The organism is Sulfitobacter sp. TMED3 (genome assembly GCF_002167505.1).
Taxonomy (GTDB): Bacteria; Pseudomonadota; Alphaproteobacteria; order Rhodobacterales; family Rhodobacteraceae; genus Sulfitobacter; species Sulfitobacter pontiacus.
On the sequence record NZ_NHBI01000037.1, the window covers coordinates 1 to 13,071 of the forward strand.

Here is a 13,071-nt window from a genome sequence, read left to right on the forward strand (position 1 = left end):
CGGCAGCAGCAGCACCGACAGATGCCCGCGCGCCCGCACCCAGACCTTCGGTCACTTTGATGCCCAGCTGAACGCGGCTTTCCGCTTTGGCTTGCTGCAACGCTTGCGCGTCTGTGTTGGCAACCACGAAATCAACACCATCGAGTTCTTTCTCGATCATGTTGTTCACGGCGTTGCCGCCTGCCCCGCCAACACCAAACACTGTGATGCGGGGTTTCAGGTCGCCCTGTCCGGGCATTGAAAGATTAAGGGTCATGAGCCATCCGCCTGTATTGTTTAGCTCGCTTACGGAGCATTTTTTGTGCAATCCCCCTTATTGTATAGGGAGAACGCCCATGCGTCACCTAGAAAACACGGTTTTGACACATTATATGGGCGTTTTTTTGCCGGTTTTCTCATGATTTCGACGCGCGCACCGCATCTGGGGGTTACCAGTTGTCGCGGAACCACTTGACAGCGCGCTTCAACGACCGGGATGGGTAGCGGTCGGCGGGAATGTCAAAGTCCCACCACTCGTCCTGCGGGTGCGCGGCGAAAAGCGCCAACCCTACGGCAGAGGCGAAACCCGGACCGGTTGCGGCTTGCGGCAGGCCATGCACGCGCAGCGGGCGGCCCAAACGGACCTGTTGGCCCAAAATCTTGCTTGCCAGACCATCAAGGCCCGGAATCTGACTGCCGCCGCCGGTTAGGACGATCTGCTGGCTTGGCAGGTGGTCAAAGCCCGCGGCATCCAGACGGGCGCGGACTTCTTCCAGAATTTCTTCGACACGGGGGCGCATGATGCCGATCAGCTCGGCACGGCTCACGGTGCGACGGTCGTGTTCGTAATCCCCGGTGTCGCCACCGATATCGATCATCTCGCGGTCGTCCATGCCTGTCGCATGCACCCCGCCATAGAAGGTCTTGATCCGTTCAGCATTGGCCGTCGGCACCTGCAACCCCATAGAGATGTCAGAGGTGATGTGATCCCCGCCCATGCGCACGCTGTCGGCATAGATCATGTGTTTGCGAATGAAGATCGAAACAGAGGTCGACCCGCCGCCAAGATCGATACAGGCGGCACCAAGCTCTTGCTCGTCCTCGACCAGCGACGAAATCCCCGAGACATAGGCCGAAGACGCAACGCCCGCCAGTTCGAGGTCACAGCGTTTGATGCAATGGGCAAGGTGTTGAACCGCCGCCGCGTCCACGGTCAGCATATGCATATCGACCGACAGGGTATTGCCCAATTGGCCGCGCGGATCGGACAGGCCCGACCGGTTATCCAGCGCAAAGTTCACCGGCTGAGCATGCAGCACTTCGCGGCCCTCGCCGTATTCGGGCACGTCGCAATTGGCCAGAACCTGCGCGACATCCTGCTCGGACACGACCTGCCCTTCCAGATCCAGCTCGGCATCCAGACCGTAGCTGCGCGGTTCAGCCCCCGAGAAACAGGCGATCACGTGATCCACACGGATGTTCGCCATTTTCTGCGCCGCCTGCAGCGCGGTACGCACAGCGCGTTCGGTTTCCTGCATGGCGCAGATCTCGCCAAAGCGGACCCCGCGCGACCGTGTGGTCGCAGCCCCGATCACGCGAAAACCGGATTGCCCCGCGAGCGACCCGATCTCGCCCTCTTCAGAGACGCGGCCCGTGCCGTCAAACCGCAGCACCAGGCAGGCGATCTTTGACGTGCCCACATCCAGAATAGCCACCACGCCGCGTTGCATCGCAAGCTTACGCATGTGGCGCATGGATCGCTGACTATCGTATAGGTCCATCATCTTTTCACTGTCCCGAAATCTGCCTGATGCGCCACAATTCTTGTGTGGCGTCCTTGTTCATTTGCACGGTGGGCCGTTGGGCCAACCGCATGTCTACCCGCGCGACGTCGCGGGCCAGCACATCCTGTGCGCCTTCCAGCGCGATCACCCGCTCCAGCGCCTGAACGGCCTGGGTTTCGGGCAGCAAGATACGCTGTTCACGGTCAAGAACGACGTCCCATCGCCGCTCTCCCATGCGTACCAACCCGCGCAGCCGCTCCCCCAACGGAGCCGCCGTGCGGATCAATTCAAGCGCTTCGCTCACGCGCTGGTTCGCCGCCTCGCCTACCACAAGGGGCAGGTCCGTGCGATCGCCACGCGATGCAACCTGGCCGATGGGGCTTCCCTCGGCGTCGATCAGCAGCAGCCCATCCTGGCTGCGCCAAACGGCGACCGGCACCCGTGGCTGTACCGACACCTGCAACACGCCGCCCGGCTTCACCCGCAGCGACGCCTGCTTGACGCCGGGAAGATCGGTGATCGCCTGCCGCAATGCAGGCAGATCAAGATCAAAGGAGCTGGTTGGAAATTCGACAGGCACAGCGGCACGCACGTCGGCGGCCAAAACGCCTTCGACACCATCAATCGCCATCAGCTTGACCATAAATTCAGGGCGCTGCTGAATGCTGGTGCGGGCATTGGCATAGACATCGGCCAACTGGCCGCGCCGTGCTTCGTCCGACAGATAGATTGTCCCCGCTGCCAAGGCCAAGCAGAACGGCACCCCGACGCGCAGCCCGAAACGGAACGTCGGCGTCAGCATCAAGCGCTGCATGCGCCACGCCCACCGTGACGGTGCGGGATCTGCCTTGGCCGGCTTGGCGGGTTTGACGCGTTTGATCAACGATTGCATGACGCGTCCTCTACCATCCAGGCGCAGAGCTCGCCAAAGGAAATGCCAACCGCCTGCGCCTGTTCGGGCGACAGCGACGTGGGGGTCATGCCGGGCTGGGTGTTGGTTTCCAGCAGGAACAGCCCCGCGGCCCCCTTGCTTTCATCCCAACGGAAATCCGTGCGGCTGACACCGCGACAGCCAAGCGCGTTATGCGCCCGCAGGGCGTAATCCATGCAGAGTTCAAAAATCTCGTGCGGGATATCGGCAGGGACCACATGGGTCGACCCGCCCGCCTTGTACTTGGCGTCGTAATCATACCAACCCGTCGTGTGGATGTCGGTCACGGTCAGCGCACGTTCGCCCATCACGGTGGTGGTCAGTTCGCGACCAGGGATGAATTTCTCGACCATGACCTCGGCAGGCATGGCATCATCCAACTGTGGCGGGCCGTTGTTTTCAATCTCGACAAGGTAAACACCGACGGATGACCCTTCGTTGTTCGGCTTGACCACATAGGGCGGGTCCATCACATGGGATCCCCGCACGGTCGCCGCCGATACGATCAAGCTTTCCACCACAGGCAAACCCGCGGCACGAAAAACTTCTTTGCTGCGCTGTTTGTCCATCGCAAGGGCAGAGGCCAGCACGCCGGAGTGCGTGTAAGGCAGGCCCATCCATTCCAGCAAACCCTGCACGCAGCCGTCTTCGCCCCAGCGGCCATGCAGACAATTCAGAACGACATCGGGTTGAGCAGCGCCCAGATCGGCACAAAGGTCGGGGCCGCAATCGACCTCGATGACTTCGAAACTCCGGTCCCGCAAAGCCGCTGCGCAGGCGCGCCCTGTTGACAGAGACACCTCGCGTTCCGCCGAGGGGCCACCCAACAATACTGCAACTCTCGGGGGTGTCCTGCTCGACAATCCCACTCAATCTGCCTTTTTAAATGGGCCTGTTGCGACCCTTATTCATTCTATAGCGGGCCTTTTGCAGGCCCTGAATCATGACGCTCGAACGTTTATTTTTCGCCGATCCGCATAATTTCCCACTCTAGCGTAATCCCGCTAGAATCGTAAACCTTTTTTCGCACCATTTCACCCAATGCTTCAAGGTCTGCTGCCGTTGCGGAACCCGTGTTGATCAGGAAATTCGGGTGTTTCGGGCTCATCTGTGCGCCACCCAAGGTGGCACCGCGCAAACCGGCGTCGTCAATGACTTTCCACGCCTTCAGATCGTGGCGGTCATCCGCCTGCCCCGTGCTGGAAAACCCCGCCGGATTGCGGAACGTCGACCCCGCGCTGCGGTCCTTGGTGGGTTGGGTTTCGTCGCGTTTGCGCAGCTGGTCCTCCATCCGCGCGTGCAGCGCTTGCGCCTCGCCTTTGGGGGGCGCGAAACGGGCAGCGGTGATGACATATCCGTCTGGCAAAGCGGTCTGACGATAGGCAAATTGCAGATCGTCCGGCCCAAGCGTGACCTGTTCGCCTGTGCGGGTGATCGCGTCTGCGCTGATGAAATAATCAGCAGTATAGGCACCATAGCAGCCCGCGTTCATCCGCACCGCGCCGCCAATGCTACCCGGGATTGTGCGCAGGAAGGTCAGGTCCAGCCCCGCGTCTGCTGCCTTGCGCGCGACATGGGCGTCCAGCGCCGCGGCACCTGCGGTGACGATTCCATCCTCGCAACTGATGGTGTTGAACCCGCGCCCCAGCCGGATCACCACAGCGCGCAAGCCGCCGTCGCGCACGATCACATTCGACCCGACCCCCATCGCCATGACCACGACATCGGCGGGCAGCGCCTTCATGAAAGCCGCCAGATCATCCGCATCGGCAGGCTGGTAGAAATAATCAGCAGGGCCGCCCACGCGCAGCCAGGTCAGATCAGCCAAGGGGCGGTTTTGCGTCAGCTTACCGCGCATATCGGGAAAGGAAATATCTGTCATGCCCATCGCCTAGCCCGCTTTGGGAGGGAGGTCAATTTTCCACATGCGACCGACGCGCGCCAAAAACCGCCCAATCAATCAGGCCGGTTCGCCCGCAGCTCGCGCGTGATACGGCCGGCCAGCCATCCTGCAAGAAACGCGCAAACCGCATAGCCCGTGGCAGCGGCTTGCGCCATGAACACCGGACGCTCCAGCGGTTTCGCGCCAAGGCCCCAGATCATCCACGCCCAGTTCAGCGCGAGCCCCGCCAGCAGGACCAGCACAAAGCCGCCATACCGGCGCATCAGCCCGCACCAGCCCGCGGCAAGCATCCACACCACGAGGATGCTGATCAGGATCACCAGCGTCAGGTTCACTTTGCGGCATTCCGCACAGCAGCGCCGCGCAGCCAGCGCATCAGATAGATCACCGGCCAGCGCAACACCGAACACCCGCCCGCGAACACCAGCATCCCGACCCAAGGGCCATGCTGCATGGTGACAAACCCCAGGACGGGGATGCCGACGGCAATCAGCACATAGGCGCTGCGCCAATGCTGGTCAGAACTGGGCGTCATCGCCAACACATTGGCAACGACCGCCCAAAAACAGGCAAGAACCAGTGATATACTCATTTTGGAACCTCCGGGTTTTGTCCGCGCAGCTTGGCCAGCAAAAAGCGCAAGGGATTGCGGAACATGGACACAAAGGCAGCAAGAGCAAGCAGGCTATAGAGCCAGCCCACCTGAAGACCGATCAGGATGATCAGCACCGGTGCGGCAATCAGCAGGATCACACCGGGAATATATTGCAGACGCATGGGCAGCGTCGCCACCGTGGCCGAGCAAAAGACCCACAGGATGCAAGCCCAAAGCAAGGTCATGACCGGCCCCCGTATGATGGGGTCCGCGCCATTCAGACGGCTTCCTTCTTCAAGGCTTCAAGCGCGGCAGGCAAGGCGTTGGCCCAGGTGCTGATTGTCCCTGCCCCAAGGCAGACAACCATATCCCCCGGCCCTGCCTGTTCGCGCACGAGTCGCGCCAGATCATCCTCGCTTTGGACGGCGCGGGCGTGGCGGTGACCATGACGGATCAACCCTGCGACCAGATCATCGCGCCCTGCGCCCTCGATCGGGACCTCGCCCGCGGCATAGACCTCGGCGATGCCAACGACATCGGCATCGTTGAAACAGGCGCAGAATTCCTCGAAATGGTGGTGCAAGCGGCTGTAGCGGTGGGGCTGGTGGACCGCGATCACGCGCCCTTCGGTGGCCTGACGTGCGGCTTTCAGCACGGCGGTAATCTCGACCGGGTGGTGACCGTAGTCGTCGATGATCGTCACGCCATCCACTTCGCCCACTTTGGTAAAGCGACGGTTCACGCCGCCGAACCCGGCAAGCGCGGCACGGATTTCTTCGGTTTTCATGCCAAGGTGGCGCGACACGGCAACCGCCGCCATCGCGTTTGACACGTTGTGATCTCCGGGCATCGGCAGGCTGCAATCCTTGATCGTGATGCCTTCGGTCTGGAACATGATATCGAAATGCGCCACGCCCGCCTTGTAGTGAAGGTTGACTGCCCGCACGTCGGCCTGGGTGTTGAAGCCATAGGTCATGACACGGCGGTCGGTGATCTTGCCGACCAAAGCCTGCACCTCGGGGTGGTCAATGCAGCAGACCGCCAGCCCGTAGAAAGGAATGTTCGAGACGAAATCCAGAAACCCTTTGCGCAGAGTATCGAAGTCGCCCCAATGCTCCATATGCTCGGGGTCGATATTGGTCACGATGGCAATGGTCGCGGGCAGACGGTTGAAGGTGCCGTCGGATTCATCCGCTTCGACCACCATCCATTCGCCCTGCCCCATACGTGCATTCGAGCCATAGGCGTGGATGATCCCGCCATTCACGACAGTAGGGTCGATCCCGCCGTTGACCAGCAGTTCAGCCACCATCGTCGTTGTGGTGGTCTTGCCGTGGGTTCCCGCCACCGCGATGTTGGATTTCAGGCGCATCAGCTCTGCCAGCATCTCGGCGCGCCGCACGATGGGAAGGCCCGCCACCCGTGCGGCATCCAGTTCAGGGTTGCCCGGCTTGATCGCCGAAGAGATCACGACCACGGCGGCCCCTTCGATGTTCGCGGCCTCCTGCCCTTCGAAGACCGTCGCGCCAAGGTCCACCAGACGGTCGGTGATCTTGGTCGATTTCAGGTCCGACCCCTGCACGCGGTAGCCGTGATTCAACAACACCTCGGCAATGCCGGACATGCCGATACCGCCAATACCCACGAAATGGATCGGGCCCACATCGGTGGGGAGCTTCGTGGCTGCGTTCATCGTTTCTTTCCTTCGGTTGCCAGGGTTTCCACCATCTGGGCGAGTTCTTCTGCGGCGTCCGGCTTGGCGACAGAAAGGGCGGCGCGCGCCATCTGCTGTGCGCCCTCAGCATGGGTCAGCACCATTTCGATCTGGGCCCGCAGACTGTCGGGGTTGGCCATGTTTTCGGGCACCATGATCGCGGCACCGGCGTCCACCAATCCACGGGCATTGGCCGTCTGATGATCGCCCGTCGCCGCCGCAAAGGGGATAAGGATCGACGGCCGCCCGATGATAGAGATATCGGCAACGCTCGACGCGCCAGCGCGGCTGATCACCAGTTGGGCTTCGGACATGCGCCGCGGCACGTCATGGAAAAACGGTTGCACATCGGCATTGATCCCGTTTTCGGCGTAAAAGGTAGCAACCCGCTGGCCGTCCTCGTCCCGCGCCTGATGGCTGACACGAATATTGCGCAGCAGTTCCATCGGCAGATCGGCGATGGCGGGGGGGATCACTTCGCTTAAGATGCGCGCGCCCTGGCTGCCGCCCATCACCAACAGCTCCATCGGGTAGTCACCCGGCGCGATATAGCCCGCGCCCGCACGCTCCAGCACCGCGGCACGCACCGGATTGCCGGTGTGTTCGGCGCTGACACCATCGGGCAATGTGGTCGGCCATGTGCCGCAGGCCACGGCATCGACATGTTTGGAAAACAGATCATTGACCCGACCGAGCACGCCATTCTGTTCGTGGATCATCCGAGGCTTGCGCAGCACCCAGGCCGCTGTCAGCGCGGGGATCGACGGATACCCGCCAAAGCCGACAACCACATCGGGCTTGTCGCGCAGCATACCGAAAATGCCGCCAAGCACACCGCCCAGAATACGAAACGGCGCGATGGCCTTGGCCACCAGACCGCCGCGCGCGAAAGTGGCGCTGCTGACCTGCTGAATCTCGACCGCCTCGGGGAAACCGCCGGTATAGCGCGCACCCCGCGCGTCGGTGGACAGCTTTACCCGCCAGCCCCGCGCCAGCATGACTTCGGCAAGCGCTTGGGCGGGAAACATATGCCCGCCCGTCCCCCCTGCGGCGATGACCAGCAGCGGCGCCGTCATCGGGCGCGGCTCCGGCCCAATAGATCAGAGATCTGGCCCTGTGGTCGGGTCCGGGTAAACGCCAGCAACATGCCCACGGCGATGCCAGAGGCAATCACCGACGACCCGCCGTAGCTGACGAACGGCAGCGTCATACCCTTGGCGGGCAGCAGACGCACAGCCACGCCCATATTGATCATCGCCTGCACGCCGAACATGCAGGCCAGCCCGGTGCCGGCCAGACGGATAAAGGGATCACGCTCGCGCACCAGACGCAGCAGCGACCGCACCACGATCACGGCGTAAAGCGCGATCACACACATCACCAGGATCAGGCCGTATTCTTCGGCAGCAACGGCGATGATGAAATCGGTATGCGCATCGGGCAGCGACCATTTCACCTGCCCCTCGCCCACGCCGACCCCGAACAGACCGCCTTCGCGGATCGCATCGGTGGCATAGCCAAGCTGCGTGCGCGGATCGATGTCGGGCGACAGGAACCCATCAATCCGNCGGGCAAAGTGTTCAGAGTTGGAATAGGCAAAAGTCCCCGCCAAGACGACCAGCCCGGCCATGCCCACCAGCAGCACCAGCGGCGCACCGGCNACGAAATACATGACCCCCCAGCCGAACAGNACCAGACAGGCCTGACCAAAGTCGGGCTGCAACGCCAGCATCANCACGATGGAAATACACAGCGCAAAGGACCANGTTTTGCCCGGAGGGCCNTTGATCTCGAGCGCGGCNGCCATCATCCACGCCGCCACAACGACAAAACCGGGCTTGAGGAACTCTGACGGCTGGAAGGACGCAAAGCCCATGGAATACCAGCGCACAGCGCCTTTGCCAAAGTCNGTGCCAAAGAACGGNAGCAANGCCAGCGCCACAAAGGACACCAGAAANCCGACAATCGCCAGACGCCGCACCANCACCGGCGTCATCATCGANGTCAGCACCATGGCAATCACGGCAAGCACACCGAAAACAGCCTGTCGCTGCACATAGTGAAAAGAGTCAAAGCCGTTTTTCGCGGCCAACGGCGGNGAGGCCGCCAGCCCCAGCAACATGCCCACGGCAAACAGCAGGAGGATGCAGGACATCGCCCATTTGTCGATCGTACGCCACCATTTGGGAAGAATCGGTTCGCCNTCCCGAACGGGAACCGCGCCATAGACCATTTCTGTCATGGGACCTGCCTTACACTGCCTCGTTCCGCCCCTTTTCGGGGTCTAGCTTGCAGTGTAGCGCGAAAGGTCACGCGGGGCTAGTNTGTTTTAACCAGCCCCGCGCAAAGCTGCCTATGCCCCGGCGTGCGTGCCGCGGATCGGATAGTCGTTGTCACGCACAAACTTGATCCCGTTCAGCAGCCCCTCCAGATCAGGCCGCGCGAAGGGCGCGTTCGAGATGTCGAGGATCTGGATATTGCCGTCNCCATTCACCACNAAGACGCCNGGCTCTGCGAAGGGCTGATCGGTTTCTTGCGGGCTGCGCGGGTCAGAGACATAGAGCCCCAGTTCGCGCATCTGNGCGATGCTCATGTCATAGCCGATGGTCAGNGACAGATCCTGCTCTTGCGCCATCTCGCGCGCCTTGTCTTTCGGNTCACCCGACACGGCAACAACGTCCACACCTGCCTTGTTGAAATCCGCGACCAGCCCGTCCAGCGTCGACAGGTATTTTTTGCAGATCGGGCANTGCAGACCGCGATAGACGACCACCAGTTGCCAGTCATGATCGCCCCGCGGNGTGCCAAGGGTCAGCATGCCGCCTTGNAGCTCTGCCACGGTCAGTTTCGGGAATGCGTTACCTGCGTCCAATACGTTCATCGGGTCTCTCCTTTAATTGCTTCGTCACTCCCGGAATTAGTCTTCATGCGCCGGGTTACCACCNNGCTCACGGCCACTTGACCGGCTTNCGTGGCGGGGGCTATGGCGGGGCCATGCAATATGACACGGTAATTTTAGGCGCAGGGGCCGCAGGCATGATGTGCGCGGCCCACGCAGGCGGATCGGTGCTGGTCGTGGATCACGCCAAAGCACCGGGCGAGAAAATCCGCATTTCCGGCGGCGGGCGCTGCAATTTCACCAATATGCACTGCACGCCTGATGCCTTCATCTGCGCCAACCCCCATTTCGCCAAATCGGCGCTGGCGCGCTATACCCAGTGGGATTTCATCGAACTGGTAGACGCGCATGGGATCGCGTGGCACGAAAAGACCCTCGGCCAGCTCTTCTGCGACACCTCCGCCAAAGAGATCGTCGCCATGCTGCACGGCCTGATGCAAAAAGCCGGTGTTGACCTGCGGCTGCACAGCACGCTGACAGATATCGCCGCGCGTGATGCCGGATATAGCATGACCTTGCACACGCCCGACGGCACCACGCCGATCACNACGCGCAACTTTGTCGTTGCCTCTGGCGGGAAATCCATCCCCAAGATGGGGGCGACGGGGCGCGCCTATGAAATCGCCGCGCAGATGGGTATCCCCGTCACCGACACGCGGGCGGGGCTGGTGCCCTTCACCTTTTCCGACGCCCGTTTCGCGCCCATCTCCGGCACCGCGACACCCGCGCGGGTTNCGACCCAAGGCCCCGCCTTTGACGAAGCTTTGCTGTTCACCCACCGTGGCCTCTCCGGCCCTGCCGTGCTGCAAGCTTCAAGCTACTGGACCGAAGGCGCGCCGATCACGGTGAACCTGCTGCCCGACAGTGATCTGCTGGCCAAGCTGCGCAGCCAACGCCAGACCTATGGCCGCCGCAACCTGACGACAGAGCTTTCCCACCACCTGCCCGCGCGGCTGGTGGATCATCTGTCGGGGATCATGGACCTTGGCGGCAACCTCGCCGATTGGTCGGATGCAAAACTCGGCACCCTGATCGACAGGCTGTCGCATTGGGTGATGACCCCTTCTGGCACCGAAGGCTACCGCACCGCCGAAGTCACCCTCGGCGGGATCGACACCGACGCGCTGTCCTCCAAAACANTGGAGGCCAAGACACGNCCCGGTCTCTACTTCATTGGCGAGGCCGTCGACGTGACCGGATGGCTGGGCGGCTATAACTTCCAATGGGCCTGGTCNTCCGCCATGGCCTGCGCCGCANATATCGCACNGAAACAGTAATTTCCAAATGGCCCTAAATCCCGGGGGAGCCGCCATAGGCGGCGGGGGCAGCGCCCCTNGCCCGACACCATCGACCCAAAGCTNTCATCGACGCATGGAAGCGACCCCGCAATGCAGCTTCCCCAATGCAGACATGCGCCACACTATCGGTAAATTCAGAAAGGAAGACCATGCGTGACCCAGAAACCGACAAGGCCAACGTCATCGCCTTTTACGAAATGATGTTCAATGATTGCCGCCCCGCCGACGCCATCGCGCGCTACGCCGGAGCGCAGTACATTCAGCACAATCCCCATGTGGCGGACGGCAAGGCGGCCTTCGTTGACTATTTCGAACGGATGGCCCGCGANCATCCGGGCAAACATGTCGAGGTCAAGCGGTCATTCGTGGACGGCNATCATGTGATCCTGCATTGCCATCAGCTATGGCCCAACGGTCCCGATTATGCAGGGATGGACATTTTCCGTCTCGATGATCAAGGCAAGATCGTCGAGCATTGGGACGTGCTTCAGGAAATGCCTGTACAAAGTANCAACGACAACGGGATGTTTTGATNCAATNAATGCCGTGCGAGCACAGCANTGAAAGGNCAAAGCTATGCGTTGGCATTTTTNCCAAGNNCCGNGCCGCAAGCCCTTNAACAGCGTCGACAATCAACGTGCCGCCANNCCCAACAAGCGTCNCAGTTATANGAACTTGTNACANNAGGCATGTTAAGTTCTTNCTTGAGGTTGGCGGTACNTTGCCAGTTTTTGAGACAGTATTGGCACCNCCCTATACGCGCCGCGCCGCTTGCCAGACCAAGGGCGCAAGCACGANGGCAATGAAGGGAAACATCAAGAGATTGATGAGATGCCATCCCGACGCNTGCATCANNGCGCCGGAAAAGAACGAAAGCGCCGCGACTGTGCCGAAAACGGCGAAATCATTCAGCCCTTGGGCACGCCCGCGCTCGGCCTCTGTATGCGCGGCAGCTACCATCGCAGTCGCTCCGATAAAGCCAAAGTTCCATCCGATCCCAAGAAGGATGAGAGANATAAAGAAATGCCTCAGATCCAGACCGGTTAGCGCAACAGCACCTGAAATGCCGATGATGATCAGGCCAGCGGCGGTGACCTTTTCCTTGCCGAACCGGGCGATCAGCTTGCCCGTCACAAGGCTTGGCGCGAACATCGCCAGCACATGCCACTGAATACCCCAGGCTGCGTGGTCAATCGAATGCCCGCATCCGACCATCGCCAGCGGTGCCGCCGTCATGACGAATGACATAAGCCCGTAAGACACCACGCCAGCGGCGACCCCAAGCATGTATTTAGGCGACGCCAGAAGTTGGAGCACGGTGCGCCCCCCGTCATCGGAAGACGTTTGGGCTGTCGCTGCGGGTTGGCGGCCCCTTAACCGGGTCAGAACAAAAAACGCGATGAGCGCCAGCGCCGCTTGGCTCAGGAAACTCCCCGCAAAGGGCACGCCCGGCACAGCGTCGCGCGTGGCAATCACCAGTTGCGGGCCGATAATGGCTGCGACCAGGCCGCCAACCATGACCCATGAAATGGCCCGCCCCCTGTCTGCCCCTTCGCGCCCGTCGGCAGCTGCGAAACGGTAAGACTGTACATAGGACGCATAGAGCCCCGCCAGAAACGTTCCCAAACAGAAGAATGTGAACGTCCCAAAGGATATCGCGCCAGCGGCGATCAATCCCGACAACACGCCGATCATCGCGCCCAGAAGATAACCGCTGCGCCGCCCGTATTGTCGCATGATCCAAGCGGCAGGCACCGTTCCAAGGGCAAGCCCAAGATTATAGATGCTGACCGGAACGGTCGCCAAAGCAGGGTCAGTTGCGAGGTCCTGACCAACCAATCCCCCCAGCGAGATCACAATCGGTCCGCTGGCAGCCCCCAAAGATTGGGCGAGGATCAGCACCGTCAGGTTGCGCCGGAACCCGGCGGTTTCAGTCCTGTCTATTGTCCGATTCATGATATATCATCC

14 protein-coding genes and 1 pseudogene are annotated in these 13,071 nt (G+C 61.4%); 2 read left to right on the forward strand and 13 right to left on the reverse strand.

What is annotated here, in order from left to right; all coding sequences use genetic code 11:
* From CBB63_RS09970 to CBB63_RS10025, 12 genes and pseudogenes are all read right to left on the reverse strand, one after another.
* A pseudogene (locus tag CBB63_RS09970) lies at window positions 1-256 on the reverse strand (cell division protein FtsZ); the annotation flags it as partial.
* 172 nt (window positions 257-428) lie between these two features.
* Window positions 429-1,763, reverse strand: coding sequence for a cell division protein FtsA (ftsA, locus tag CBB63_RS09975; RefSeq protein WP_037954460.1), 1,335 nt, complete (start codon window positions 1,761-1,763; stop codon window positions 429-431).
* A 4-nt stretch (window positions 1,764-1,767) separates the two neighbouring features.
* Window positions 1,768-2,655, reverse strand: coding sequence for a cell division protein FtsQ/DivIB (locus tag CBB63_RS09980; RefSeq protein ID WP_286699030.1), 888 nt, complete (start codon window positions 2,653-2,655; stop codon window positions 1,768-1,770).
* Window positions 2,643-3,563 (reverse strand): D-alanine--D-alanine ligase, encoded by a 921-nt coding sequence (locus tag CBB63_RS09985; protein WP_074634488.1) that lies wholly within the window; start codon window positions 3,561-3,563, stop codon window positions 2,643-2,645. Before CBB63_RS09985 ends, CBB63_RS09980 begins: the two co-directional genes overlap by 13 nt.
* 89 nt (window positions 3,564-3,652) lie before the next feature.
* Window positions 3,653-4,582 carry a UDP-N-acetylmuramate dehydrogenase gene (murB, locus tag CBB63_RS09990; RefSeq protein ID WP_474177595.1) on the reverse strand — a complete coding sequence of 310 codons (930 nt, stop codon included), beginning with the start codon at window positions 4,580-4,582 and terminating at the stop codon, window positions 3,653-3,655.
* 68 nt (window positions 4,583-4,650) lie between these two features.
* A complete protein-coding gene (locus CBB63_RS09995) occupies window positions 4,651-4,932 on the reverse strand; it encodes a hypothetical protein (RefSeq protein WP_009824920.1) in 282 nt (93 codons plus the stop codon).
* The gene (locus CBB63_RS10000; protein ID WP_037944515.1) at window positions 4,929-5,189 is read right to left on the reverse strand and encodes a DUF2484 family protein; all 261 of its coding nucleotides are present in this window, start codon (window positions 5,187-5,189) and stop codon (window positions 4,929-4,931) included. The genes CBB63_RS09995 and CBB63_RS10000 overlap by 4 nt, the downstream gene beginning before the upstream one ends.
* Window positions 5,186-5,437, reverse strand: a complete 252-nt coding sequence (locus CBB63_RS10005; protein ID WP_005854125.1) for a DUF2484 family protein — start codon at window positions 5,435-5,437, stop codon at window positions 5,186-5,188. Before CBB63_RS10005 ends, CBB63_RS10000 begins: the two co-directional genes overlap by 4 nt.
* Window positions 5,438-5,469: 32 nt before the next feature.
* Entirely contained in the window at window positions 5,470-6,885 is a 1,416-nt protein-coding gene (gene murC, locus CBB63_RS10010) for a UDP-N-acetylmuramate--L-alanine ligase (protein WP_286699032.1), read from the reverse strand.
* Window positions 6,882-7,982, reverse strand: a complete 1,101-nt coding sequence (locus tag CBB63_RS10015) for a UDP-N-acetylglucosamine--N-acetylmuramyl-(pentapeptide) pyrophosphoryl-undecaprenol N-acetylglucosamine transferase (protein ID WP_132997314.1) — start codon at window positions 7,980-7,982, stop codon at window positions 6,882-6,884. The genes murC and CBB63_RS10015 overlap by 4 nt, the downstream gene beginning before the upstream one ends.
* Window positions 7,979-9,148 (reverse strand): putative lipid II flippase FtsW, encoded by a 1,170-nt coding sequence (gene ftsW, locus CBB63_RS10020; RefSeq protein ID WP_286699033.1) that lies wholly within the window; start codon window positions 9,146-9,148, stop codon window positions 7,979-7,981. The genes CBB63_RS10015 and ftsW overlap by 4 nt, the downstream gene beginning before the upstream one ends.
* A gap of 111 nt (window positions 9,149-9,259) precedes the next feature.
* Window positions 9,260-9,787 carry a redoxin domain-containing protein gene (locus CBB63_RS10025; protein ID WP_286699034.1) on the reverse strand — a complete coding sequence of 176 codons (528 nt, stop codon included), beginning with the start codon at window positions 9,785-9,787 and terminating at the stop codon, window positions 9,260-9,262.
* A 113-nt stretch (window positions 9,788-9,900) separates the two neighbouring features.
* On the opposite strand from CBB63_RS10025, the gene CBB63_RS10030 reads away from it, so the two are divergent.
* Entirely contained in the window at window positions 9,901-11,082 is a 1,182-nt protein-coding gene (locus CBB63_RS10030) for a BaiN/RdsA family NAD(P)/FAD-dependent oxidoreductase (RefSeq protein WP_286699035.1), read from the forward strand.
* Window positions 11,083-11,252: 170 nt separating this feature from the next.
* Window positions 11,253-11,636, forward strand: coding sequence for a nuclear transport factor 2 family protein (locus CBB63_RS10035; RefSeq protein WP_286699036.1), 384 nt, complete (start codon window positions 11,253-11,255; stop codon window positions 11,634-11,636).
* A 220-nt stretch (window positions 11,637-11,856) separates the two neighbouring features.
* Here CBB63_RS10035 and CBB63_RS10040 read toward each other — a convergent pair whose 3' ends face one another.
* On the reverse strand, window positions 11,857-13,059 hold the full coding sequence (locus CBB63_RS10040) for an MFS transporter (protein ID WP_286699037.1): 1,203 nt from the start codon (window positions 13,057-13,059) through the stop codon (window positions 11,857-11,859).
* Between the last annotated feature and the right edge of the window lie 12 nt (window positions 13,060-13,071).

Bases quoted from the DNA above. Each gene is read 5' to 3' on its own strand.
- CBB63_RS10005 (WP_005854125.1), bottom strand. From the start codon at position 5,437: ATGACCTTGCTTTGGGCTTGCATCCTGTGGGTCTTTTGCTCGGCCACG.
- CBB63_RS10000 (WP_037944515.1), bottom strand. From the start codon at position 5,189: ATGAGTATATCACTGGTTCTTGCCTGTTTTTGGGCGGTCGTTGCCAAT.
- CBB63_RS09980 (WP_286699030.1), bottom strand. From the start codon at position 2,655: ATGCAATCGTTGATCAAACGCGTCAAACCCGCCAAGCCGGCCAAGGCA.
- CBB63_RS10015 (WP_132997314.1), bottom strand. From the start codon at position 7,982: ATGACGGCGCCGCTGCTGGTCATCGCCGCAGGGGGGACGGGCGGGCAT.
- murC (WP_286699032.1), bottom strand. From the start codon at position 6,885: ATGAACGCAGCCACGAAGCTCCCCACCGATGTGGGCCCGATCCATTTC.
- murB (WP_474177595.1), bottom strand. From the start codon at position 4,582: ATGGGCATGACAGATATTTCCTTTCCCGATATGCGCGGTAAGCTGACG.
- ftsA (WP_037954460.1), bottom strand. From the start codon at position 1,763: ATGATGGACCTATACGATAGTCAGCGATCCATGCGCCACATGCGTAAG.